Raw genomic sequence first — 22,209 nt, forward strand, 5'->3', positions numbered from 1 at the left:
CCCTGGGACGCGGCCCTTTTCTTTTGTCCGGGCCCAGCTTCGCCGCGCCGGGACTCAGCCCTTGCGCAGCACCAGCGTCACCCAGTCGCCGATCACCTCGCGCGAGGCTTCGGTGAACCCCGCCTCCGCATAGGCCGCGACCACGTCTTCGGCCTGGCGCGTCAGCAGCCCCGACAGGATCGCGTGCCCGGCCTCAGTCATGTTGGCAGCCATCGACGGCGCAAGGTCGATCAGCGGCTGCTTGAGGATATTGGCAAAGACGAGGTCGAAGGGCGCCGCCGCGCGGATATTGTCATGCTCGAAGCCCGGCGCCACGTAGCAGGCAACCTCGCCGTCCATACCGTTGGCGCGCAGGTTGGCCCCGGCCACCTCGATCGCCACCTCGTCGATGTCCGAGGCCAGCACGTCGGCCTCCCATATCTTGGCTGCCGCCATGGCCAGCACCGCGGTGCCGCAGCCGATATCGGCCACGTTCTTCGCGCGCAGCCCGCCCGCGTCCAGCCGGTCCAGCGCCTTCAGGCACCCCAGCGTCGTGCCGTGGTGGCCGGTGCCAAAGGCCATGGCCGCCTCGATCAGCAGCGGGACCGAGGTTTCGGGCACCTTGTCGGCATCGTGGCTGCCGTAGACAAAGAAGCGCCCCGCCTCGACCGGCGTCAGCTCGCGGCGCACCTTGTCGACCCAGTCGGTGTCCGGCACCTCGGAGATGACGAAATCCCCGGCGCCATAGGCGCTGGCCAGCAGCGCCAGCTCCACGCTGTCGGGTTGTTCTGTGAAATAGCCGCCCACTTCCCAGGTCCCCGAGCCGTCCTCGATCTCGAACACGCCGATGCCCGTGGGCGCAGGGTCGAGCTCTTCCATCGCTTCGCCAAGGGCCTCGGCCTGATCCTGCGAAGGGAGTTTGGTGAAGGCGGTGAAGGTCTGCATTTGAGGGGCCTCGCGCAACCGTAGGGGGAACCAAGCGGGAACCTGCCGGGTTGGGCGGCAGATCACGGACATTGAACGGACTTGTCATGGAACAGGAAGCCTCGCAAGGCGTCGCGGGCGCCATCACCTCTCTCGACCTGTGGATACTGGGGATCTACTTCCTGGTCATCATCGGGATCGGCGTGTGGGTGAGCCGACGCACCGAAAGCGGGGATGACCTGTTCCTGGCCGGCCGGACGCTCACCTGGGGCGTGGTCGGCTTTTCACTGTTTGCGTCCAACATCTCGTCCACAACCCTGATCGGCCTCACCGGCGCGGCCTACACCACCGGCATCGCCAGTTCCGCCTACGAATGGATGTCGGGCATCGCGCTCATCCTGCTGGCCTTCATCTTCGCGCCACTCTTCTTCAAGGCGCGGGTGACGACCATCCCCGAATGGCTGGAAAACCGCTTCGACCGCCGCGCGCGGCTCTATTTCTCGGGCATCACCATCGTGCTGACCGTGATCGTGGACACCGCCGGCGGGCTCTACGCGGGCGGCGTGGTCGTGCAGACCTTCTTCCCCGACATCCCGATCTGGCAGACCTGCGTCGGCCTCGGTATCTTTGCCGGGATTTACACCGCCACCGGGGGCCTGCGCGCCGTGGTCTACACCGACGTGCTGCAGGCCGTGGTGCTGATCCTCGGCAGTTCGGCCATGACCTTCATCCTGTTCAGCCAGCTCGGCTTCTCGTGGGAGGCCGTCCGCGAAAGCCTGCCCGACCCCGATCACCTGTCGATGGTCAAGCCGCGCTCGGATGAAACCCTGCCCTGGACGGGTCTCTTCCTCGGGGTGCCGCTGCTGGGCTTCTGGTACTGGGTGACCAACCAGTACATCGTCCAGCGCGTGCTGGGCGCCCGCTCGCTGCGCGACGCGCAGCGCGGCGCGATCCTTGCGGGCTTCCTCAAGATCATCCCGATGTTCATCATGGTCCTGCCCGGAGCCATGGCGATCTCGGTGGTTCCCAACCTCGAGAACGCCGACATGGTCTTCCCGACCATCACCACCACCGTCCTGCCGGCGGGCCTCACCGGCCTGGTGCTCGCGGGCCTCGTGGCGGCGATCATGTCCAGCGTCGACTCCACGCTGAACTCCTCCTCGACCCTCATCGCGCACGACTTCATGAATGTCGGCGACAAGGAACCCCACGAACAGCGCAACATCGGCCGCATCACCACGCTGGTGCTCATGATCGTGGCGGTGCTCTGGGCACCCTTCATTGACGACATGGGCGGGCTCTGGGACTACCTCCAACAGGCCTTCTCGATCCTCGTGCCGCCGGTCGTGGCGATCTTTCTCCTCGGCGCGCTGTGGAAGCGCGGCACCGGCGACGCGGCCTTCATGACGCTCGCGATCGGGCACGCGGTTTCCATCGCGCTCTTCATCGCCACGCAGATGGGCGCATGGCCGCTGCACTTCACCGCCAACGTGGGCGTCATGACGGCGGTCAGCGCGCTGGTCTTCGTCGTGGTCAGCCTGGCCGGCAGCCCCGAACCCGCCGAGAAGGTCGAGGCCACCACCTGGTCGCCCGAGATGGCCACCGAGTCGCTGCGCGACGACGCGCCCTTCTACCTCAACGTGCGGGTCTGGGCCGTGCTGCTCGCGCTCTCGATGCTGGCCATCCTGGTCGCCTTCTGGTGATCTACTCCGCCGGTGCTGGCGCGCTGAACCGTGCCAGCACCGTCTCGCGCCCGGGCTCCGGGTGGCGCGGGATCAGCAGCGCCAGCCCCAGCGAGGTCAGCGCCATGCAGGACGCCAGCGCAAAGACCGCCCCCGGCGACACCAGCCAGAGGTAGCCCAGCCCCGCCGGAAGGAAGACCGCCGCGATGTGGTTGATGGTAAAGGCCACGGCAGCGGTGGGCGCGATATCGCCGGGGTCCGCGATCTTCTGGAAATAGGTCTTCAGCGCCAGCGCCATGGCAAAGAAGATGTGGTCCACCACGTAAAGCGCCGCCGCCAGCACCACGCCCCAGCCGAACCAGTAGATCCCGCCGTAAAGCGTGAAGACCACCGTCAGCCCCACGTATTCCACCACCAGCGCCAGCCGTTCGCCCCAGTGGTGCACGGCCTTGCCCAGCAGCGGCGCGATGATCATGTTGGCCACGAGGTTGATGAGGAACAGCGCCGTCACCTCGTGCACCTCGAAGCCGAAGCGCTCCACCATCATGAAACCCGCAAAAACCGTGAAGATCTGCCGCCGTGCGCCCGACATGAACTGCAGCGCGTAGTACAGCCAGTAGCGCCGCCGGAGGACAAAGGTCTTCTTTTGCGGGTTCGGGCTCTCGAACTGCGGGAACATCAGCGCGCAATAGAGCGTGATCGCCAATGTCAGCCCGCCCGACACCACGTAGACGAAGGTGTAGGACAGGTCGAACGCCTCCCAGGTCATCACGATCGCCACGTAGGCCACCAGCGTCGCCCCCGAGGCCGCCGCGATCAGCAGCCCCAGCACCTGCGGCGCACGTTCCTTGGGCAGCCACTGAAGCTGCAGGCTCTGGTTCACCGTCTCGTAGTAATGGAACCCGATCGAGCTCAGCAGCGTCACGAACAGCAAGCCCCCCATGGTCGGGAACTGCGCCGTGATGGCCGTCGCCACCCCAAGCAGCGCCAGCGAGATCAGCGCCAGCACCTGCTCGCGCACGAACATGATGACCACGATCACGCCGATGGCCAGAAAACCCGGGATCTCGCGCACCGTGTGGAGCCAGCCGATGTCCTTGCCGTCGAACTGCGCCGCCTCGATGACGAAGTTGTTGAGCAGCGCCGACCATGTGGCAAAGCTCAGGGGCATGGCGATGGCCATGAGGAACAGCAGCGTGACGGGGCGGCGCCAGATCGGCAGGCCCCGCGCCTCACTCAGGGGAACGGGTCTCATGCTACCGCTTTAGGACTGCGCGCGCCCCTTGGCGAGAGGGAAAGCGCGCCGCTCAGACGGTCCGGAACCGGTATTCCACGTCAGAGAACCGGTCTCGCGGGAAGACGTAGAAGAACCGCAGCCCCTCCTCGCCCGCCACTGTGCCATGCTCCACCTCCCCGGGGATGAACAGCGCCGTGCCGGGGCCTATCTCGTGCGCGGCCCCGCCCACCGTGACGACCCCGCGCCCCGAGAGGCCGAAGTAGATCTCCGCCGGCGCGTGGCTGTGCGGGTGCAGCGTCCCGAAGGGCCCGAACTCGGCCACGCCCGCCACCATGCCCGAGGTCGCGGTCCGGTCAGCGCTGAACAGCGTCCGCCAGCGCAGGCTGCCAAAGGCAGGGTCTTCGCCGCCCTCCAGCGGCGCGTGGTCGGCGTTGGCGATGACCGGCAGCGCACCGATCAGGCGCGCGAGGTCGGAGATGTCGGTGACGGTGGCGGTCTGCGTTTCCATGGCGCTTGTCCGATGCGGCCTGTCGATACGAGCCAGCCTGCCGCGCGCCGCACCGCGATTCTGCACCAGTCGCGACAGCCCCGCAGGTCGCGACCGGACACCCCGAAACCGACGTTGCGGTCGCAAACGCGCGCGCCTGATCTCGATCAAGGCGAATCCATGCGAGGAATCGCATGTAACCCCGGACACCGGGACAGCCACATGGACATCATCCCCCTCCTCGACCGCATCGGCGAAGCGCCCGCCGCCGCCCTCTTCGGCCTGCTGACCGGCGTGACCTTCGGTGTCGCCGCCCAGCGCTCGCGCTTCTGCCTGCGCGCGGCGGTGGTGGACTTCGCCCGCGGCGGCATGGGCCCCTCCGTCGCGGTCTGGCTGCTCACCTTCTCCACCGCGCTGGTCTGGGTGCAGGCGGGCGCGCTCGCGGGCCTCATCGACACGCGCGAGGCCCGCATGATGGCCGTCACCGGAAGCTGGTCCGGCGCCGTCATCGGCGGGCTCCTGTTCGGCGCGGGCATGGTGCTGGCGCGCGGCTGCTCGGGGCGGCTGCTGGTGCTCGCCGCGACCGGCAACATGCGCTCGCTGGTCTCGGGGCTGATCTTCGCCGTCACCGCGCAGGTCTCGATCACCGGCTGGCTCGCGCCCCTGCGCGACCGGCTGGCCGCGCTCTCCGTCACCACCGGCGGCCGCAACCTCGACCTGATCACCGCCCTGCACCTGCCGCCCGCCGCCGGGCTGGTCGCGGGCCTTGCCATCGCCGTGCTCGCCCTCACCCTCGCCCGCCGCAACCGCATCGGCGCGGCGCGCCTCGTCTTCGCCTCGGGCGTGGGTTTTGCCGTCGCGCTCGGCTGGGCGCTCACCTCGGCGCTCTCGCGCGTGGCCTTCGACCCCGTGCAGGTGGAAAGCGCGAGCTTCACCGGCCCCTCGGCCAGCACGCTCATGTTCGTGCTCGACCGCCACGCGGTGCTCGACTTCGACATCGGGCTGGTGCCGGGCGTGGTCCTCGGCGCCTTCGCCGCCGCCGCCCTCACCGGAGAGCTCCGCCTGCAGGGCTTCGACGGCCCCGCCCCCATGCGCCGGGCGCTCACCGGCGGCGCGCTCATGGGCTTCGGCGGCATGCTGGCCGGCGGCTGCGCCATCGGCGCGGGCGTCACCGGCGGCTCGATCTTCGCGGGCACCGCCTGGCTCGCGCTCTTTGCCATGTGGATCGGCGGCATGGCCACGGAACGGGCCTTGGGCCAGCCGGCCCCTGCACCCGCCTGAGCCTCAGGCGCCGGTAGCGTCGCCCTCCACGCGTCCCAGCACCGATTTCACCAGCTTTTCCGAGAACCCGGCGACAAAGCTCCAGACCAGCAGCTTCGACAGCTCCGAGTTCGGCACCAGGTCCCCCACCACCCGCCGGGGCGCATCTCCGATTGGGCCGTCGCGGTCGGCTCCCATGATCTCCACAAGGCTGTCACGCAGGGCGCCACGCCGCGTCTCGTCACCCAATGCTTCGACGAGATCGCGCAGCCCCTCCGGCGCCGCGCCCTCGCCACCCGCCAACACATCGAGCGCCGCGCCCACCTGCGCCACCAGCCCCGCGCCGCTGGGCACGCCGGCAAAGCCGATCCGCTCGAGATCCGGGAACAGCAGGCCGTCGATCAGCTCCGCCTCGAAGAAGAAATAGAGGATCACTGCCCCAAGACCCCCGGTCAGCAGCCGCATCGCCAGAACCCGCCCCTTGGTCAGTCGCCGGATCTCGTCGAGCGTGTTCGCCCGCGGGTCCGGCGCCGGGCTCGTCAGCACGCTGAAGCTCGACCCCACCAGCCCCGCCATGGCCGCAAGCTCAAGCCCCGAATAGGGCCGCAGCGACAGCCCGAAGATCTGCGTCCCCACCAGAACCACGATGAAGAACAGCCCGACCAGCACGCTCCACAGGGTCGCGTTGCCAGTGTAGCGGTCGATCCTGTCGCGCTTCAGGAACCGCTGTCCGTAGCCCCAGTGCAGGTCGTCGAGCACCCGCTCCAGCAGCGCCTGCCGCCGCAGCACCTGCGGATCGTCGTAGCCCTTCTGCGGGTCGGGCCGATCCGCAAGCGCCGCCGCCTGATCCGACAGCACCGCGTGGCTGCGCGGCACCAGCCCCTCCAGCATGTCCAGCTGCCGCGCGATCTCGAGGTCGAGCGTATCCCCCAGCCGCAGCCGTGCCACCAGCTTCTCGATCTCGTAGGCGGTGTTCCACCCGAACCCCGGCGCGGTCAGCAGCGCCCCCACCCGCGCGTAGCTCCCCTGCAGCCGCGGCGGCAGCGCCTCGGGGTCCACGGCGATGTAGTCGACGCAAAGCCCGCCCCGGAACTGGTCGAGCAGGCTCTCGGAAAGCGGCGGCAAATCCGCCAGGTCCACGGGCTGCGGCATGGCAATGGCCCTCTGAAAGGATCGAACAATCCCCGGATGATGCCACGAACCACTCTCACCCGCAGGTAGTGAAAACCCCCGCGGCGCGACGTGCAAAACCGCTCCCTCACGACGCGACTCCGGCCCGGCTTCCTCGGGCGCGCCGCCCCCCTTCTTCTCGCTGAAAATACCTCGGGGGAGTCCCGCAGGGACGGGGGCAGAGCCCCCTCTTTCCCGATGACGTCCCGCGGGACATTCCTAAGATCCGGTTAAACCGTCTCTGTAACCCATTGATTTTCCGTACCCGCCAAGGTGTCCCGGCGCGGGACACCCCTCAGCTGCGGATGCGCCAGCCGGTCCGGAATATCCACCAGATCGCCGTGAGGCAGAGCGAGGTGAAGAGCGCGATGGCCGCCAGCGACCAGCCCACCGGCACGTCCGACAGCCCGAAAAACGCCCAGCGGAAGCCCGAGATCAGGTAGAGCACCGGGTTGAACAGCGTGATCGTCTGCCAGACCTCCGGCAGCATCTCGATCGAGTAGAACGAGCCCCCGAGGAACACCAGCGGCGTCACCACCAGCAGCGGCACAAGCTGCAACTGCTCGAAGTTGCCCGCCCAGATCCCGATGATGAACCCCAGCAGCGCGAAGCTCACGCAGGTCAGCAGAAGGAAGGCCACCATGGCCAGCGGGTGCTGGATCGTCAGGTCCACGAAGAAGGACGAGGTGACGAGGATCACCACCCCGATGAACAGCGCCTTGGTCGCCGCCGCCCCCACGTAGCCCATGACGATCTCGAGGAAGTTGATCGGCGCGGAAAGGAGCTCGTAGATCGTCCCGATGAACTTCGGAAAGTAGATCCCGAAGCTCGCGTTGCTGATCGCCTGCATGATGACCGTGAGCATCACCAGCCCCGGCACGATGAAGGCGCCGTAGCTCACCCCCTCCACCTGGTCGATCCGCGACCCGATGGCCCCGCCGAAGACGACGAAGTAGAGCGAGGTGGAAATGACCGGCGAGATGAAGCTCTGAAGCAGCGTGCGGAAGAACCGCGACATCTCGAACCTGTAGATCGCGGCGACGGCGGCCCAGTTCATGCCACGCCCTCCTCTTCCTGCCCGTCGTGCACGAGGCCGACGAAGATGTCCTCCAGCGAGTTCTGCGAGGTCGCCACGTCCCGCACCACGATCCCCTCTGCTGCCAGCGCCCCCATGAGCCGCGCGATCCCCGTCCGCTCGGCCGAGGTGTCGTAGTCGTAGACCAGCACCCGGCCATCGTCCTCCAGCCGCAGCCCGTAGTCCGACAGCCCCGCCGGAATCTCGGCCACCGGCTCGTCCAGCTCGATCCGCAGCGTCTTGCGGCCCATCCGCGCCATCAGCGCATCCTTGTCCTCGACCAGCAGGATTTGCCCGCGGTTAATGACCGCCACCCGGTCTGCCAGCGCCTCGGCCTCCTCGATGTAGTGGGTGGTCAGGATGATCGTCACGCCCTCGCGCTTCAGCTCGGCCACCGTGTCCCACATGTCGCGCCGCAGTTCCACGTCGACGCCCGCCGTCGGCTCGTCGAGAAACAGCACGCGGGGATCATGCGCCAGCGCCTTGGCGATCAGCACCCGCCGCTTCATGCCGCCCGACAGCGACTTGATCGTCGCGCCCCGCTTTTCCCACAGCGACAGCTTGCGCAGGATCCGCTCCAGCAGCGCGTCGTCCGGCTTGCGTCCGAACAGCCCGCGCGAGAAGCGCACCGTCTTCCAGACCTTCTCGAAAGGCTCGAGGTTCACCTCCTGCGGCACCAGCCCCACGAGGTTCCGCGCAGCGCGATAGTCCTTCACCACGTCGTGCCCGCCCACCGCGATCGTGCCCGAGGTGGGCTGCGTGATCCCGCAGATGGCCGAGATAAGCGTGGTCTTGCCCGCCCCGTTCGGCCCCAGCAGAGCGAGGATCTCGCCCTCCTCGATGTCGAGGGACGCGCCGCGCAGCGCCTCGAACCCTCCGTCAAAGACCTTCCGCGCGTCGCGGATCTCGACCATCGCCATGGGCATGTCCTTCGTTCCCTTGCCCGCCGCAACCTAGAGGCCGCCCGTTGCATAGCAATGAACCATTTCGCATGGGTCCTGTGCGTACGCGCATTGCCCCATGGCGGCGCGTGGCCTTCGGGGCTAATCAGGTCCCATGACCGATCAGAGCATCGACCGCCCCACCGCCGGGATCATCTTCATCTGCGCAGGCGTCGCGGCGATCTCGGTCAACGACGTGCTCATCAAATACCTCTCGGGCGGCTACCCGCTGCACCAGATGATCTTCATCCGCTCGGTCATCGCGCTGATCTTCAGCTTCGCCTTCGTCCGGATGGAGGGCGGGCTGCGCATCCTGCGCACCGACCGCCCGCTCCTGCACCTGCTGCGCGGCGCGCTGGTGGTCTTCGCCAACATGACCTTCTACGCCGCCGTGGCGGTCCTGCCGCTGGGGCAGGCCACCGCGCTCTTCTTCGCCGCCCCGCTCTTCATCACGCTCCTGTCCATTCCGCTCCTGGGCGAAAGGGTCGGTCTGCCCCGCATCGCGGCAGTCCTGGTGGGCTTTGCCGGGGTCCTCGTCATGCAGCGCCCGTGGGAGGGCAACCTCGAACAGGCCCGCTGGGTGCTCATGCTGCCGGTCATCGCCGCCGCGCTCTACGCGCTCCTGCAAGTGCTCACCCGGCGGCTCGGCGTGACCTCTCCCGCCTCGGCGCTCGCCGTCTACAGCCAGGTGACCTTCCTTCTGTTCTCGACCGGCTTCTTTCTCGTGGCCGGCGACGGGCGCTTCGCCGAAGGCGTTGAGAACGACAGCCTGCGGTTCCTGCTGCGGCCCTGGATCTGGCCGCCCGCCGACGACTGGCCGCTCTTCATCGCCACCGGTGTCTGCTCGGGCGTGATCGGCTACTGCCTCAGCGCGGCCTACAGGCTCGCCGCCGCGGCCACCATCGCACCCTTCGAATACATTGGCCTGCCGCTGGCCTTCTTCTGGGGCTTCGCCATCTTCGGAGAGATCCCGCTGCCCAGCACCGCCATCGGCTGCGCGCTGATCATCGCGTCGGGGCTCTTCGTCTTCCTGCGCGAACAGCGCCGGGGCCGCCCGCAGCCGGGGCGGCGCCGCCTCTGGGGACGGCGCTGACCGACCTCAGCCCATCGACCGCACGGTGTCGATCATCAGCTTCACGTTCTCGGGGTCCGCGTTCGGCGTGATCCCGTGGCCGAGGTTGAAGATGTGCGGCCCGCCGCGCAGCGCCTCGACGATCTTGCGCGTCTCGTCCACCAGCGTCTGCCCGCCCGTGACCATGTGCGACGAGGCCAGATTGCCCTGCACGCAGCCCGAGGGCTGCACGTTCGAGGCCACCCACTCGGGGCTCACGCTGTCGTCCACCGCGACACAATCGGCCCCGGTCGCCGCGTGAAAGCCCACGTATTTCTCGCCCGCCTGCCGCGGGAAGGCGATGACCGGCACGCCCGGGTGCCGCCGCTTCAGCGTCTCGGTGATGATCCGCGCAGGTTCGATGGCGTACCGGTCGAAATCCGCCCCCTTGAGCGACCCGGCCCAGCTGTCGAAGATCTTGACCACCTCGGCGCCGGCCTCGATCTGGCGCGACAGGTACTCGATCGTCCCTTCGGTGATCTTGCCCAGCAGCTGCTCGAAGAGCGCCCGGTTGCCGTCCTTCAGCGCATGCGCGGGCCCCTGGTCCGGCGTGCCCTTCCCGGCGATCATGTAGGTCGCCACGGTCCACGGCGCGCCTGCAAAGCCGATCAGCGTCACGTCGTCGGGCAGCTCGCGCGAGAGGATCTTCACCGTCTCGTAGACCGGCGACAGCGTGTCGTCGATGGACCGCACGGGCTTGAGGTCGATGAAGTCCTGCTCGCTCGTGACCGTCGACAACCGCGGCCCCTCGCCCTTCACGAACCACAGGTCCGCCCCCAGCGCCTGCGGCAGCAGCAGGATGTCGGCAAACAGGATCGCCGCATCGAACCCGTAACGCCGGATCGGCTGCAGCGTGACCTCGGCGGCAAGCTCGGGGTTGTAGCACAGCGACAGGAAGTCCCCGGCCTTCTCGCGCGTGGCGCGGTATTCCGGCAGGTAGCGCCCCGCCTGCCGCATCATCCAGATCGGCGGCACGGACTGTGTCTCGCCCGCCAGCGCGCGCAGAATGGTCTTGGTCATGAAGGCCCCTTTTCCGGTTTCGGCGACTGGTCCCTGCTTGCGACAGATATGTCAACCGCGCCCATTGTCAGCCCCGCGGCCCCGCTCTAATCAGGGGCCATGACGCTGGATCTCCCCACCCCCGACGCCCCGCTCAAGATCGGCACCCGCGGCTCGCCGCTCGCCCTCGCGCAGGCCAACGAAACCCGCGACCGGCTCGCCACCGCCTTCGACCTCCCGGACGAGGCCTTCACCATCGTGGTCATCAAGACCACCGGTGACCGCGTGCTCGACCGCCCGCTCAAGGAAATCGGCGGCAAGGGACTCTTTACGCGCGAGATCGAGGAAGCGCTGCTCGGCGGCGAGATCGACATCGCCGTGCACTCCATGAAGGACATGCCGGTCCTGCAACCGGGTGGCCTCGCCCTCGACTGCTACCTCCCGCGCGAGGACGTGCGCGACGCCTTCATCTGCCCCGCGCACACGACCATCCACGACCTGCCCAAGGGCGTCGTCGTGGGCACCTCCAGCCTGCGCCGCCGCGCGCAGCTGCTCACCCGCCGCCCGGACCTTCAGGTGGTGGAATTCCGCGGCAACCTTCAGACCCGACTGCGCAAGCTGGACGACGGCGTGGCCATGGCAACCTTCCTCGCCAGCGCCGGCCTCAACCGCATGAAGATCGACGGCGTCCCCGCCACCCCGATCGCCCCCGAGGACATGCTGCCCGCCGTGGCGCAGGGCGCCATCGGCGTGGAACGGCGCGAGGGGGACGACCGCGTCGCCACCATGCTCGGCGCCATCCACGACATTCCCACCGCCCAGCGCCTCGCCGCCGAACGCGCCTTCCTGGCCGAACTCGACGGCTCCTGCGAAACGCCCATCGCGGGCCTCGCCGACCTCGATGGCGAAAACCTCCGCCTGCGCGGCGAGATCCTGCGCCCCGACGGCTCGGAGACCCACTCGGGCGAGATCACGGGCCTGATCGCCGAGGGCCCCGAGATGGGCGCGAGCCTCGCCCGCGACCTGCTGGCCCGCGCGACCCCGGGCTTCTTCGACTGGCGCACCGCCTGACGGGACTTGCGCGAATGCCCGCAGCCTGCCACCTCTGAGCGTGCCAGGTGCCGCCCGCAACGGCGGAGAATCGGGAAGCCGGGGAAGATCCGGCGCGGGCCCGCCGCTGTGACGGGGACGGGGCAAGGCAGATGACGCCACTGGGCAACCGGGAAGGCGCCTCGCCCCGGATGATCCGAAGCCAGAAGACCGGCCTGGCGACATGGCCCCCCCGCCTGGACACCGGGGGCGCGACGTGACCTTCAGGAGCCGGCCATGCCCGACCCGTCCACCTGCGCGCCGCAACCCGCACGCATCTTTACCGAGGCCGAACGCCAGGCGCTCTACAACGTGATCGCCAACCGCCGCGACGTGCGCAACGAATTTCTGCCCGATCCGATCGCGCCCGAGGTGCTCACCCGCATCCTGCGTGCCGCCCACATGGCCCCCTCGGTCGGCCTCTCCCAGCCCTGGGACTTCCTGCTGATCCGCGACCCGGCCCGCCGCACTCAGGTCCGCGCGGCCTTCACCCGCGCCAATGACGAGGCCACGGAAATGGCCCCGCCCGAAAAACGCGGCACCTACGCCGCGCTCAAGCTCGAAGGCATCGACAAGGCCCCGCTCAACATCTGCGTGACCTGCGACCGAAGCCGCGGCGGGGACTTCGTGCTCGGCCGCACCCACCAGCCTGACATGGACCTCTACTCCACCGTCTGCGCGGTGCAGACCCTCTGGCTCGCAGCACGGGCCGAGGGCATCGGCATGGGCTGGGTCAGCATCCTGCGCGAAGAGGACCTGCGCGAGATCCTGCTCCTGCCGGCCCACGTAACGCCAGTGGCCTACCTCTGCCTCGGCCACGTGAAGGATCTCTTCGACGGCCCCGAACTCGCCCACCGCGGCTGGGCCAGCCGCACCAGCCTCGAGGATCACATCCGCGAGGAAACCTGGGACTGACCCCGGGGCGCTTCTTCTTGGTCCAAGTACTCCGGGGGGAATGGCGCGGCACGCGCCAGGGGGGCAGCGCCCCCGTGACGGGACGGAGGGCGGGGCGATGCGAGCCGATCAGGCCCGCGAGCGCCGTCCCGTCGGCCTCACCCCACCTTGAGGACGATCTTGCCGATGTGGCCCGACTCTTCCATCCGCGCATGGGCGGCAGATGCCTCCTCCAGCGGGAACTCGGAATCCATCACCGGCCCGACCTTGCCCGCCGCCAGCAACGGCCAGACCTCGGCGCGCAGCGCCTCGGCGATCCGCGCCTTGGCAAGGTCGCTCTGCGGGCGCAGCGTGGCACCCGTCAGGGTCAGCCGCTTCACCATGACCTGCGCAAAGTTCAGTTCCGCCTTCGGCCCCTGCAGGAAGGCGATCATCACCAGCCGCCCCTCCAGCGCCAGCGCCTTCACGTTGCGGGGGATGTAGTCGCCACCCACCATGTCGAGGATCAGGTCGGCACCGCCCGCCTCCTTCAGCACCCCGACGAAATCCTCCTCGCGGTAGTTGATGGCCCGCTCGGCGCCCAGCCGCTCACAGGCCGCGCATTTCTCGGCCGACCCGGCGGTGGCAAAGACCCGCGCGCCGAAATGATGCGCCAGCTGGATCGCCACCGTGCCGATGCCAGAGCTGCCGCCATGCACGAGGAACCGCTCCCCCGCCTGCAGCCCGCCCCGCTGAAACACGTTGGACCAGACGGTAAAGAAGGTCTCGGGCAGGCATGCGGCTTCCTTCAGCCCCATGCCCTCCGGCACCGGCAAGCAATGCGCGGCGGGCGTCGCCACGTATTCGGCATAGCCGCCCCCCGGCAGCAGCGCACAGACCTCGTCGCCCACCGCGGGCCACTCGACGCCCGCGCCCACGGCCACCACCTCGCCCGAGGCCTCGAGCCCTGGCAGGTCCGAGGCGCCCGGCGGCGGATCGTAGGCGCCCGCGCGCTGCAGCGCATCGGGCCGGTTCACGCCCGCCCAGGCCACGCGGATAACCACCTGATCGTGCGCAGGCTCGGGCACGGGCCTCTCGCAGATTTTCAGGACCTCCGGGCCCCCGGCTTCGCTGATCTCAACCGCGCGCATCGTCTCGGCCATCGTCATCTCCCATGATCACTGCGCGCGACCCTGCCCCGGGCCGCGCCGGACCTCAATGCGGCCCGGCCACAGGCGTTCCGCGAAGGCGTCAGTGACGCGGCGCGACCCAGCCGCCGGGCACGCCCACGTCCTTGCGCTCGGGCGCGCGGATCTTCGAGGCCAGCCAGTTCGGCCCCCACATGGCGCGCTTCAGCACCGGGTTGGACTGCATCCGCCCCTTGGCCTTCTCGATCCGCGTCACGTCCTCGATCCGACGATCGAGGAACTCCCACGTCGCCTGGTGGTCGAGCGAATCGTCGCCCAGCCAGTAGAGCACCGTCGATGAATAGACCCCCGACAGCGTCGCCCGCTTGGTGTACCAGTTCACGTCGCGCGAGCTGTCGCCCAGCGCCGTCCAGATCCGGTCCGCCGTGCCCCAGATCGCCTTGGCGCCGTCGGCGGCATAGACTGGCAGCGAAAACAGCGTCGTGCCGCGGCGTACCGCCTCCCGGTCGGCGGCCTGCTCGATCCGGATCTTCACGGCAAGCTTCACCTGCTCGCGGAAACTCAGGCCCGTCATGTCGGTTTCGGCCAGTCTCGCGACCATCGCATCGTCTCCGCGCCGGTGGTAGGCCAGCGCCATGTCCACCGCGCCGCGCGGGAAAAGCCCCCGCGCCACGGTCATGTCGACGCCCGCATCCGCAACCGCCGCGCGGAAGGTGGCCTCGGACCACCCGTCGAAGGGCACGTGGGTCAGGGCCGCATCCAGCAGCCGTTCGCCTGTATCGCCAGTCTCTTCGCTCATTCCGGAACCTCCTTGGGGCCATGCGCGTCGTGCTCTGGACAAGCTAGGGGAGCTTTGCTATGAAGCCAACTCCTGCAATTCCCTTGCAACTCGAAACCAGAAAGGTGGTGACAACCACATGCAGGTTAGTGTTCGTGACAACAATGTCGATCAGGCGCTCCGCGCTCTGAAGAAGAAGCTGCAGCGCGAAGGTGTCTTTCGCGAGATGAAGCTGCGGCAGCACTTCGAGAAGCCTTCCGAAAAGAAGGCACGCGAGAAGGCCGAAGCGATCCGCCGCGCGCGCAAGCTGGCGCGCAAGAAGGCGCAGCGCGAAGGTCTGCTCTGAGACGACGTGACCCCGCGGCCGCAAGGCCCGGACCACGACACAAGAGTTTTGGCGACCCCCGGGGCATCGACCTTCGGGGGTTTGTCGTTTTTCTGCCCTGACGATCCTGTCCCGCCGTGGCGGGGAAACGCCCGCTGAGGGTCCTCCGGGCAGTGTGCGCTTGACGGCACCACCCGCGCCGGGGTTCATGGCTCCGCCCGAACGGGCAATGGCATGATTTCTGGGGGACCCATGACCGAGACCGGGGCCATTCTTGCAATGGCGGCCATCCTGCTGGTGACATTTGCCGTGCTGCGAACGATCACCGTGATCTCCAACCGCAGCGCCGCGCGGCGCCGGGACGCCGCGACAGAGCCGCAGTCAGGAAAACGCAGCCGCAAGGACAAGCGCAAATCGAAGCGCAAGCTGAAGGGCCTCTCCAAGGCGCTCGAGGCCAGCCGGAAAGAGAGCGCGGCATCATCGTCCCACCGCGACGAGGTGCCCCCGCTCCATCGCACCGGTCAAACCACGCGCGCCCCCTCCCCCGACGCATCTCTGGCTCCGCCATCCCGCACCGGCACCGCCACCCAGTCGCAGGCCCAAACCCCGCCACTTCACGCCCCGCGCCTCGCGACCCGCTCAGCGCCCGTGCATTCCCCCGGGCTGCACGCCCGGCCCGCCACCGAACACAAGGCCGAACCGACGCTCTCGACCGCCCCCCAGGCGAAAGCCGCCGAACCGAAGACGCCCGCCGGCTTCGTAGAGCCCGAACCCGTCCGCCGCCTCGTCCAGCGTGTCTTCTTCGGAACCGACCGCGCCTCCAGCGGACAGTCCGACATTGGTCCCATCTTTGGCGACGACCGGGGCGAAGGCCTGACCCTCGGCCATGCCGACATCCTGCTGCCCTCCGTCGCGACCCGCATCGACGGCACCCACGCGGGTACCGAGGCCGGCCTCATCACCGTCAGCCGTCCCGGTGACAAGGCCGCAGACGACCGCAGCTTCGAGCTGCAGCGTGTCACGCATCTGGCGGCGCAGTCCTTCGTGAACGGCGCCGGCATGCAGGCCCGCACGGCCCGCCAATTCCCCGGCGTGGCACTTGTCTACCTGCACGGCCTCCACACCGACTTCCCCGGCGCCCTGTTCCGCACCGTCCAGATCGCGCACGACCTCGGCTTCGACGGGCCGGCCTGCGCCTTCTGCTGGCCCAGCCACGGCGCGCAGGCCGACCCGGCGGGCGACCGTGCCCGCGCCGAGGACTCCGTGGAAGCGCTCGACCTCTTCCTTGAAACGATCCTTGAGACATCGGGCGTGAAACAGGTTCACCTCATCGCCCACTCCACCGGCGTCGCCCCGCTGGCGCAGCTTCTCAGCCATCATGGCACCCGCATTGCCGCCCACAGCAGCCGCCCCTTCGGGCAGCTCGTGCTCGCCGCGCCGGACATGGAGACCGCTGACCTGGAAAGCTACGTGTCGCATCTCACGCGCATGTCGCAGGGTGTCACGCTCTACGCGAGCGCTTCGGACAGCGCGCTTCTTGCGGCCCATGACGCGAACGGCGCCACCGCGCTCGCAGGCGACGTGCCCGCTTCCGGCCCGATGATCGCGGAGGGGATCGACACGATCGACGCCTCCGCTCCGGGAACCGGCGTGCTTGGCCTCTCGCGCAACGAATACCTGGCCGATCGGGGCATCCTCACCGACATCGCGGCGCTGCTGGCCACGGGCACCCGGCCGCCGAATCAGCGTGGCGAAAACCTGCACGAGGTGCCCACGCCACGGGGATCCTACTGGCGCATCCAGGGCTGATCGCCCGCCGGCTTGGGCGCCAACCTCACTTGAAGGAAAAAACCAGAGACACGCTCAGCGTGTTGTCGGTGTTCTCGTACCCCGGAAGCGGGTCGCTCTGGTACTCGGTCAGAAGGCTGGTGCGCAGCGACAGGCGGCGGCGCAGGCGGATCTTGATCGCCATGTCGTTCAGCACGGCGGCGTCGCCTTCGGACCCGATCAGCGATGTGTCGTTGGTAAAGGTCGTTCCCGTCCCCAGCCGGCGCGAATAATACGAGGACACGGTGTAGCCGATGGTCCGGTTGCGTTCGCCGTCGGCTGTCTCGGTCAGCCGCCAGCCGGGGCCGGTCTGCAACGCCCAGAAGGACCGTCCCGTCGCCAGCAGGCGGTAGCCGCCACCCGCACCCGCGAAGTGATCCTCGACCGTACTGCCGAACTGGTCGGTGGTGCTGCGCAGCTCGCCGAAGGCATAGTAGCCGCCGCCGAAGTCGCGGGTGAACTCGTAGCCCGCCCGCATCACCTGCCCGTCAATCGATCCGTCGGTCTCGCTGTAGTCGTAGCTCAGCCGGACGCGGTGCCCGCTGGACCCGTCGAAGTAGTTCAGCCGCACCCCGAGCCCGGCCTCGATCGCGTCCGTGTTTCCGCTGCTTGCCGTCGCGCGCAGGGTAAAGCTCCCCGACCAGCCTTCGGTCAGCCCGATGCTGCCAAAGGCCGGCATGTCGCGCTCGGCATCGTTGCGGATCGCGGTTTCGAGCTCGCGCACGCGCTTCCGTGCTGTCGTGCCTTCGGTGAACAGCGTGGCCTGCGCAGCGACAGGCGATCCGGCCAATACAAAAACGACCAGGGCCGAGACCGCGCCGGCAAGTCTCCTGGGTACCATCTTACTCTCCGGTCTTCGGTTCGCGCGTCCGTCAGCATGGCGTGGCAAGCCTTACGTGCACCCGGCCATTCCTCGCGAGCCCCGCAGGGGCCGCCACGTCCGGCCCCTGCCTATCTTCAAAAGGTAAAGATTCTAACCCGAGCCCCTCGTCAGGGCGAGGACAAGCTGGCGGTTGCCTATTCGCCGAACGGTTGGAGGTTCTCGAGCTGCGTTTCGGTCATGCTGGAGACATAGCCCTGCCCGTCCCAGCTCAGCGAATCGAGCGGCACGACCACTGCGCTGTCGCCAAGCCCGAGGAAACCGCCCAGCTCGATCAGGAAGCCCGCCGGGTTGCCCTTCTCGTCCACAAGGATCTCCTCGACCTCGCCGATCCTGTCGCCGTCGCCGTTGCGCACCTCCACGTCCTCGGCACTCTGGAGATAGACGCCCCGCTGCGGCTGGACGGGCTCTGCCGGGGCCTGATCGGCCTCCTGCGCCAGCGCGGGAACGGCAAGGAACAGCGGAAGGCTCAGGGTCAGGATCTTGTTCATCGGAATTCCTTTCAGGATGACCGTTGATAAACATCCCCGCGCGTGCCGGGTTCCTCTGCACCGCGGCACGATGCGCGCCCCGGCAATTGCGCGCCGGTGCACCGATGCCCTGCGGCCCTGCCTGTTCCATTGTCACGCGCGGGCGCCGATGTTTGTCGAAACCCCGGACACCCCTCGCGAAAGCCACGCCCATGCCCGCCAAAGCCCATCCCGACACCCGCATCGGTCACGTCCATCTTCGTGTCGCCGACCTCGATCGTGCCGTCGCCTTTTACGAAAACGTGATGGGGCTCGAGCTCATGCAGAAATACGGCGACCAGGCTGCCTTCATGTCTGCAGGCGGCTACCATCATCACGTCGGCCTCAACACCTGGGGCAGCAAAGACGGCACGCCGCCGCCTCCGGGACACACCGGGCTGTTCCACCTCGCGCTGCTCTACCCCGACCGCGCCGCACTTGCGGCCGCGCTGAAGCGCGTCGTCGAGGCGGGCGTGCAGGTCGAGGGCGCCTCGGATCACGGCGTCTCCGAAGCGATCTACTTCACCGACCCCGATGGCAACGGGATCGAGATCTACCGCGACCGCGATCCCTCCGACTGGCCCCGCGACGCCGACGGGCGCATCGCGATGTACACCCGCCCCCTCGACCTTCGGGCGCTTCTTGCCGAGGCCGAATAGCCCGGAAATTCGGCATTTGCCGAACACCGGCTTTCGGCTAACCTTGCCCGCAGGCACCGGCCCGCCGGTGCCGCAAGGGAGGGAACCACCATGGCAAGGGGCGACTCGCACATCGATCGGGTCATCCGGTCCGTCACGTCCGGAACAGCGGCGGCGCAATCGCGGCTCGCCGCCTCCTGGCAGCGGTCTTTCCAGAAGCACGGGCTCGATCCCTCCCGCCCCCTGCCCTCATCGCGTCCCGACACCCTCCGCCTTTCCGAACGCCGCGAAGAACTCGGCCGCATGCTCAGGCTCGCGGGCCCACGTCTCGACGATCTCTACGCCATGCTCGGTCATTGCGGCTGCGGCGTGCTGCTCACCGACGCGCAGGGGCTCGTGCTCGACAGCCGCAGCGGCAGCGGCGATGCCAGCCGCTTTGCCGCCTGGGGCCTGCATCCCGGCGTCGACTGGAGCGAGGCCGCGCAGGGCACCAACGGCATCGGGACCTGCCTTGCCGAAATGCGCCCCGTCACGATCCACCGCGACCAGCATTATCTCGCCCGCAACATCGGCATGAGCTGCATCGACGCGCCGGTGTTCGGCCCCGAAGGTCAGCTTGTCGCCGCGCTCGACGTCAGCTCTGCCCGCGCCGACCAGACCGAGGGCTTCAATCGCCTGATCGAGGGCATGGTGATCCGCGTCGCGCGCCAGATCGAATCCGATCTCTTCCGCGCCACCCACAGCGCCCACCGCATCGTGCTCGCCCCTGGCGAAGACCCTGCCGACACCGCCCTTCTTGCCGTCGATGGCGACGAGCTTGTCGTCGGCGCCACGCGCGAGGCGCGCCGCCGCTTCGGTCTCGAACGCGACGGCAGCCTGCGTCCCCGGCCGCTTGTCGACCTCACCGGCAGCAGCCAGGAATCCGGCAGCGGGCTCGACCGCGCCGAACGCGCTGCCCTTGTCCGGGCGCTGGCCCGGGCCGACGGCAATGCCTCCGAGGCCGCCCGTGCCCTCGGCATCGGCCGCGCGACGCTCTACCGCCGCATGAAGCGTCTCGACATTCCCCACAGGCAGCCCTGACCTGTCTCACCGCTGAGACAACCGCCCGCCTCCACCCCTTGCAGCCCACCTGACAGGGGGCTCCGGCGTTGCCATCCTTCTTAACAGGCCCGGATGAGGAGATCCGGCCCCAGAGGAGGAAACACCATGAACGAGATGACCCAGATGGCGGGCCAGCAGGCGTCGCCCTTCAAGGGCCGCTACGACAACTTCATCGGCGGCAAGTTCGTCGCCCCAGTCGACGGCGCCTACTTCGACAACATCACCCCCATCACCGGCAAGCCCGTCTGCAAGGTCGCCCGCTCGAGCGCCGCGGACGTGGAACTCGCCCTCGATGCCGCACACGCCGCCCGCAAGGGCTGGGGCGCCACGCCGGCGACCGAACGCTCCAACGCGCTGCTCAAGATCGCCGACCGGATGGAGGAAAACCTCGATCTGCTCGCGCAGGCCGAAACCTGGGACAACGGCAAGCCGATCCGCGAAAGCATGGCCGCCGACATCCCGCTGGCGATCGACCACTTCCGCTACTTCGCCGGCGTCCTGCGCAGCCAGGAAGGCACCATGTCGGAAATCGACGCCGACACCGTCGCCTACCACTACCATGAACCGCTGGGCGTGGTCGGCCAGATCATCCCGTGGAACTTCTCGATCCTCATGGCCGCATGGAAGCTCGCCCCGGCGATCGCCGCCGGCAACTGCGTGGTCCTGAAACCCGCCGAGCAGACGCCCGCCGCCATCATGGTGCTGGCTGAGCTCATCGCCGACCTGCTGCCCGCCGGCGTGCTCAACATCGTCAACGGCATGGGCCCCGACGTGGGTGCACCGCTGGCCACCTCGCCGCGCATCGCCAAGATCGCCTTCACCGGCTCGACCGAAACCGGCCGCAAGATCATGCAGGCCGCGACCGAGAACCTGATCCCCGTCACGCTGGAACTCGGCGGCAAGAGCCCGAACATCTTTTTCTCGGATGTGATGGCCGAAGACGACGCCTACCTCGACAAGGCGGTCGAGGGCTTCGTGCTTTTCGCGCTGAACCAGGGCGAGGTCTGCACCTGCCCCTCGCGCGCGCTTATCCAGGAGGACATCTACGAGGAATTCATCAAGCGCTGCATCGAACGGGTGAAGGCGATCAAGCAGGGCGACCCGCGCGATCCCGAAACCATGGTCGGCGCACAGGCCAGCGCCGAGCAGCAGGAAAAGATCCTCTCCTACCTCACCATCGGGGTCGAGGAAGGCGCCGAGGTGCTCGCAGGTGGTGCCGCGGCAAAAATGGATGGCGACATCTCCGGCGGCTACTACATCCAGCCGACCATCCTGAAGGGCCACAACAAGATGCGCGTCTTCCAGGAAGAAATCTTCGGCCCGGTGGTCTCGGTCGCCACCTTCAAGGACGAGGAAGAGGCGCTCGCCATCGCCAATGACACCATGTACGGCCTCGGTGCCGGTGTCTGGTCGCGCGACGCCAATCGCTGCTACCGCATGGGCCGCGGCATCGAGGCGGGCCGCGTCTGGGTGAACAACTATCACGCCTACCCCGCCCACGCGGCCTTCGGCGGCTACAAGCAGTCCGGCATCGGGCGCGAAACCCACAAGATGATGCTCGACCACTACCAGCAGACCAAGAACATGCTGGTCAGCTACAACCCGAACAAGCTCGGTTTCTTCTGATCCTCCCGGCCGAGCTTTCGGGCGGCGCCCCTTGCCCCATGTAACGGCGCCGCCCTTCTGGCGGGCCCGACCCTGCCCGCCACCCCCGGTGATCCGGCCGCGCCAGACATTCGGGCGACTGGATCACCGGCCCCTCGCCCGAGCTGTTCCGACAGGTAAGCAAGGCAGGCGCCATCATCCGGCACTCCTACCATGCGCATCCAGGATTTCGGCGCGTCTCCGCGAGCGGCCATGTCGCCAGATCCCGCCTGCCAGCTGACCCCGCAGCGCGACCGTATTGGCGGCGTCCACTCCTTTGCGCTCGTTCCGTCGCATTGCACCGAAATGTGCGTTGATCCACGCTCTGCTTGCAAGCGCATGGCCCCTTTCGTGCAACGAGCCAAAGATCACTATGGGCAATCAATCGACCCGCCGACATGGCGTGATCCCGGCGTGTCCGCGTAGATCGGGTCCGCCTAGGCCGTGTTGACAAAAGGGTTTCACGCCGACCGGAAGGCGTGATTCAAGCTGGTATCTGCGATGGAGACCAGCTTGGCACGAGACCTGATGT

General features: G+C 68.2%; 21 protein-coding genes and 1 riboswitch. Of the genes, 10 read left to right on the top strand and 11 right to left on the bottom strand.

Annotated elements, in window-relative coordinates; genetic code table 11:
- Positions 1-54 precede the first annotated feature (54 nt).
- Positions 55-924: a 50S ribosomal protein L11 methyltransferase gene (locus C8N44_RS15960; protein WP_107977775.1), complete on the bottom strand. Its 870-nt coding sequence runs from the start codon at positions 922-924 to the stop codon at positions 55-57.
- Positions 925-1,010: 86 nt separating this feature from the next.
- On the opposite strand from C8N44_RS15960, the gene C8N44_RS15965 reads away from it, so the two are divergent.
- Complete coding sequence (locus C8N44_RS15965; protein ID WP_107977776.1) at positions 1,011-2,606, top strand: sodium:solute symporter; 1,596 nt, start codon at positions 1,011-1,013, stop codon at positions 2,604-2,606.
- Between the two features lies 1 nt (position 2,607).
- Here the strand turns inward: C8N44_RS15965 and C8N44_RS15970 are convergent, their stop codons facing one another.
- Positions 2,608-3,840, bottom strand: a complete 1,233-nt coding sequence (locus C8N44_RS15970; RefSeq protein ID WP_107977777.1) for an MFS transporter — start codon at positions 3,838-3,840, stop codon at positions 2,608-2,610.
- A gap of 52 nt (positions 3,841-3,892) precedes the next feature.
- Positions 3,893-4,330 carry a cupin domain-containing protein gene (locus tag C8N44_RS15975; RefSeq protein WP_107977778.1) on the bottom strand — a complete coding sequence of 146 codons (438 nt, stop codon included), beginning with the start codon at positions 4,328-4,330 and terminating at the stop codon, positions 3,893-3,895.
- A gap of 201 nt (positions 4,331-4,531) precedes the next feature.
- Between C8N44_RS15975 and C8N44_RS15980 the strand changes: the two genes are divergently transcribed.
- The gene (locus C8N44_RS15980) at positions 4,532-5,590 is read left to right on the top strand and encodes a YeeE/YedE family protein (RefSeq protein ID WP_107977779.1); all 1,059 of its coding nucleotides are present in this window, start codon (positions 4,532-4,534) and stop codon (positions 5,588-5,590) included.
- Positions 5,591-5,593: 3 nt separating this feature from the next.
- Here the strand turns inward: C8N44_RS15980 and C8N44_RS15985 are convergent, their stop codons facing one another.
- From C8N44_RS15985 to C8N44_RS15995, 3 genes are all read right to left on the bottom strand, one after another.
- A complete protein-coding gene (locus tag C8N44_RS15985) occupies positions 5,594-6,721 on the bottom strand; it encodes a hypothetical protein (RefSeq protein WP_107977780.1) in 1,128 nt (375 codons plus the stop codon).
- Between the two features lie 313 nt (positions 6,722-7,034).
- Complete coding sequence (locus tag C8N44_RS15990) at positions 7,035-7,796, bottom strand: ABC transporter permease (RefSeq protein WP_107977781.1); 762 nt, start codon at positions 7,794-7,796, stop codon at positions 7,035-7,037.
- On the bottom strand, positions 7,793-8,734 hold the full coding sequence (locus C8N44_RS15995) for an ABC transporter ATP-binding protein (protein WP_107977782.1): 942 nt from the start codon (positions 8,732-8,734) through the stop codon (positions 7,793-7,795). Before C8N44_RS15995 ends, C8N44_RS15990 begins: the two co-directional genes overlap by 4 nt.
- Before the next feature lie 136 nt (positions 8,735-8,870).
- Here C8N44_RS15995 and C8N44_RS16000 point away from each other — a divergent pair, with 136 nt between their 5' ends.
- On the top strand, positions 8,871-9,848 hold the full coding sequence (locus C8N44_RS16000; RefSeq protein ID WP_107977783.1) for a DMT family transporter: 978 nt from the start codon (positions 8,871-8,873) through the stop codon (positions 9,846-9,848).
- Positions 9,849-9,854: 6 nt separating this feature from the next.
- Here the strand turns inward: C8N44_RS16000 and hemE are convergent, their stop codons facing one another.
- Positions 9,855-10,886 carry a uroporphyrinogen decarboxylase gene (gene hemE, locus C8N44_RS16005; protein ID WP_107977784.1) on the bottom strand — a complete coding sequence of 344 codons (1,032 nt, stop codon included), beginning with the start codon at positions 10,884-10,886 and terminating at the stop codon, positions 9,855-9,857.
- Positions 10,887-10,985: 99 nt separating this feature from the next.
- Here hemE and hemC point away from each other — a divergent pair, with 99 nt between their 5' ends.
- Positions 10,986-11,936 carry a hydroxymethylbilane synthase gene (gene hemC / locus C8N44_RS16010; protein ID WP_107977785.1) on the top strand — a complete coding sequence of 317 codons (951 nt, stop codon included), beginning with the start codon at positions 10,986-10,988 and terminating at the stop codon, positions 11,934-11,936.
- A gap of 28 nt (positions 11,937-11,964) precedes the next feature.
- Positions 11,965-12,148, top strand: a riboswitch (cobalamin riboswitch).
- 43 nt (positions 12,149-12,191) lie between these two features.
- On the top strand, positions 12,192-12,869 hold the full coding sequence (gene bluB / locus C8N44_RS16015) for a 5,6-dimethylbenzimidazole synthase (protein WP_107977786.1): 678 nt from the start codon (positions 12,192-12,194) through the stop codon (positions 12,867-12,869).
- Between the two features lie 137 nt (positions 12,870-13,006).
- Here bluB and C8N44_RS16020 read toward each other — a convergent pair whose 3' ends face one another.
- Together C8N44_RS16020 and C8N44_RS16025 are read right to left on the bottom strand one after the other, a co-directional pair.
- A complete protein-coding gene (locus C8N44_RS16020) occupies positions 13,007-13,990 on the bottom strand; it encodes an NAD(P)H-quinone oxidoreductase (RefSeq protein ID WP_107977798.1) in 984 nt (327 codons plus the stop codon).
- An 88-nt stretch (positions 13,991-14,078) separates the two neighbouring features.
- A complete protein-coding gene (locus C8N44_RS16025) occupies positions 14,079-14,774 on the bottom strand; it encodes a COQ9 family protein (protein ID WP_107977787.1) in 696 nt (231 codons plus the stop codon).
- Positions 14,775-14,892: 118 nt separating this feature from the next.
- Here C8N44_RS16025 and rpsU point away from each other — a divergent pair, with 118 nt between their 5' ends.
- Together rpsU and C8N44_RS16035 are read left to right on the top strand one after the other, a co-directional pair.
- Positions 14,893-15,099 (top strand): 30S ribosomal protein S21, encoded by a 207-nt coding sequence (gene rpsU / locus C8N44_RS16030; protein ID WP_007818122.1) that lies wholly within the window; start codon positions 14,893-14,895, stop codon positions 15,097-15,099.
- Positions 15,100-15,330: 231 nt separating this feature from the next.
- Entirely contained in the window at positions 15,331-16,887 is a 1,557-nt protein-coding gene (locus tag C8N44_RS16035; RefSeq protein WP_107977788.1) for an alpha/beta hydrolase, read from the top strand.
- Positions 16,888-16,912: 25 nt separating this feature from the next.
- On the opposite strand, the gene C8N44_RS16040 is transcribed toward C8N44_RS16035, so the two are convergent.
- The gene (locus tag C8N44_RS16040) at positions 16,913-17,746 is read right to left on the bottom strand and encodes a DUF481 domain-containing protein (protein WP_107977789.1); all 834 of its coding nucleotides are present in this window, start codon (positions 17,744-17,746) and stop codon (positions 16,913-16,915) included.
- A 176-nt stretch (positions 17,747-17,922) separates the two neighbouring features.
- Positions 17,923-18,276: a PRC-barrel domain-containing protein gene (locus C8N44_RS16045; RefSeq protein ID WP_107977790.1), complete on the bottom strand. Its 354-nt coding sequence runs from the start codon at positions 18,274-18,276 to the stop codon at positions 17,923-17,925.
- 191 nt (positions 18,277-18,467) lie between these two features.
- Here C8N44_RS16045 and C8N44_RS16050 point away from each other — a divergent pair, with 191 nt between their 5' ends.
- From C8N44_RS16050 to adh, 3 genes are all read left to right on the top strand, one after another.
- Positions 18,468-18,953 (top strand): VOC family protein, encoded by a 486-nt coding sequence (locus tag C8N44_RS16050; protein WP_107977791.1) that lies wholly within the window; start codon positions 18,468-18,470, stop codon positions 18,951-18,953.
- A gap of 90 nt (positions 18,954-19,043) precedes the next feature.
- A complete protein-coding gene (locus C8N44_RS16055; RefSeq protein ID WP_107977792.1) occupies positions 19,044-20,012 on the top strand; it encodes a GAF domain-containing protein in 969 nt (322 codons plus the stop codon).
- A 126-nt stretch (positions 20,013-20,138) separates the two neighbouring features.
- A complete protein-coding gene (gene adh / locus C8N44_RS16060; protein ID WP_107977793.1) occupies positions 20,139-21,659 on the top strand; it encodes an aldehyde dehydrogenase in 1,521 nt (506 codons plus the stop codon).
- Positions 21,660-22,209 lie beyond the last annotated feature (550 nt).

This window comes from Allosediminivita pacifica (assembly GCF_003054175.1).
Classification (GTDB): Bacteria; Pseudomonadota; Alphaproteobacteria; order Rhodobacterales; family Rhodobacteraceae; genus Allosediminivita; species Allosediminivita pacifica.

Coding starts and splice junctions, on each gene's coding strand:
- C8N44_RS15960 (WP_107977775.1), bottom strand. CDS start 924: ATGCAGACCTTCACCGCCTTCACCAAACTCCCTTCGCAGGATCAGGCC.
- C8N44_RS15965 (WP_107977776.1), top strand. CDS start 1,011: ATGGAACAGGAAGCCTCGCAAGGCGTCGCGGGCGCCATCACCTCTCTC.
- C8N44_RS15970 (WP_107977777.1), bottom strand. CDS start 3,840: ATGAGACCCGTTCCCCTGAGTGAGGCGCGGGGCCTGCCGATCTGGCGC.
- C8N44_RS15975 (WP_107977778.1), bottom strand. CDS start 4,330: ATGGAAACGCAGACCGCCACCGTCACCGACATCTCCGACCTCGCGCGC.
- C8N44_RS15980 (WP_107977779.1), top strand. CDS start 4,532: ATGGACATCATCCCCCTCCTCGACCGCATCGGCGAAGCGCCCGCCGCC.
- C8N44_RS15985 (WP_107977780.1), bottom strand. CDS start 6,721: ATGCCGCAGCCCGTGGACCTGGCGGATTTGCCGCCGCTTTCCGAGAGC.
- C8N44_RS15990 (WP_107977781.1), bottom strand. CDS start 7,796: ATGAACTGGGCCGCCGTCGCCGCGATCTACAGGTTCGAGATGTCGCGG.
- C8N44_RS15995 (WP_107977782.1), bottom strand. CDS start 8,734: ATGGCGATGGTCGAGATCCGCGACGCGCGGAAGGTCTTTGACGGAGGG.
- C8N44_RS16000 (WP_107977783.1), top strand. CDS start 8,871: ATGACCGATCAGAGCATCGACCGCCCCACCGCCGGGATCATCTTCATC.
- hemE (WP_107977784.1), bottom strand. CDS start 10,886: ATGACCAAGACCATTCTGCGCGCGCTGGCGGGCGAGACACAGTCCGTG.
- hemC (WP_107977785.1), top strand. CDS start 10,986: ATGACGCTGGATCTCCCCACCCCCGACGCCCCGCTCAAGATCGGCACC.
- bluB (WP_107977786.1), top strand. CDS start 12,192: ATGCCCGACCCGTCCACCTGCGCGCCGCAACCCGCACGCATCTTTACC.
- C8N44_RS16020 (WP_107977798.1), bottom strand. CDS start 13,990: ATGGCCGAGACGATGCGCGCGGTTGAGATCAGCGAAGCCGGGGGCCCG.
- C8N44_RS16025 (WP_107977787.1), bottom strand. CDS start 14,774: ATGAGCGAAGAGACTGGCGATACAGGCGAACGGCTGCTGGATGCGGCC.
- rpsU (WP_007818122.1), top strand. CDS start 14,893: ATGCAGGTTAGTGTTCGTGACAACAATGTCGATCAGGCGCTCCGCGCT.
- C8N44_RS16035 (WP_107977788.1), top strand. CDS start 15,331: ATGACCGAGACCGGGGCCATTCTTGCAATGGCGGCCATCCTGCTGGTG.
- C8N44_RS16040 (WP_107977789.1), bottom strand. CDS start 17,746: ATGGTACCCAGGAGACTTGCCGGCGCGGTCTCGGCCCTGGTCGTTTTT.
- C8N44_RS16045 (WP_107977790.1), bottom strand. CDS start 18,276: ATGAACAAGATCCTGACCCTGAGCCTTCCGCTGTTCCTTGCCGTTCCC.
- C8N44_RS16050 (WP_107977791.1), top strand. CDS start 18,468: ATGCCCGCCAAAGCCCATCCCGACACCCGCATCGGTCACGTCCATCTT.
- C8N44_RS16055 (WP_107977792.1), top strand. CDS start 19,044: ATGGCAAGGGGCGACTCGCACATCGATCGGGTCATCCGGTCCGTCACG.
- adh (WP_107977793.1), top strand. CDS start 20,139: ATGAACGAGATGACCCAGATGGCGGGCCAGCAGGCGTCGCCCTTCAAG.